A 451-nucleotide genomic window follows, 5' to 3' on the forward strand; every position below is an offset into this window, starting at 1 on the left:
CGCATGGACTCGGTCCATGAGCCATGAAAGCGGTACTTGTCAGGGAAGGTCTGTAGCCGGGCGCTCTCTCGGACGCTGAAATAGCGCACGCTTCCATCGGCGCGACGCAGCATGTTCTCGCCCCCCGGGACACCGTGGACGCCCGCCTTGAGCGTCTTGGCTGGTTTATCAAGCGGACTGCCAGTGTGGCCCACATAGCTGCGGGCGCCACCTTGGAATCGATGGTTGAGGCAGGCAGCCGCGAGTTCCGGCTGAAGCTCCGGATCAGGAAGGTCTCCGATCGCGTCCCGCACGGTCAGCCACGGCTTGTCCGCCGGCTTCTCCAACAGCGCCATGCCGCGGGCGCGGAAGCGTGGATCAAGCACCCGGTCGCGCTTGGCGATCTCGTGCCGCTCCCAATAGTCACCCGTTCGTACCTGCTCCCATAGCAACGCTTCGAGCGAGTGGGTTG

General features: G+C 64.5%; 1 pseudogene. It reads right to left on the bottom strand.

The features are described 5' to 3' along the window. Positions 1-451 (bottom strand): annotated as a pseudogene (locus CVH10_RS17515) (DNA cytosine methyltransferase); the annotation flags it as partial.

Source organism: Halomonas sp. ND22Bw, from assembly GCF_003011945.1.
GTDB classification, from domain to species: Bacteria; Pseudomonadota; Gammaproteobacteria; order Pseudomonadales; family Halomonadaceae; genus Halomonas; species Halomonas halophila.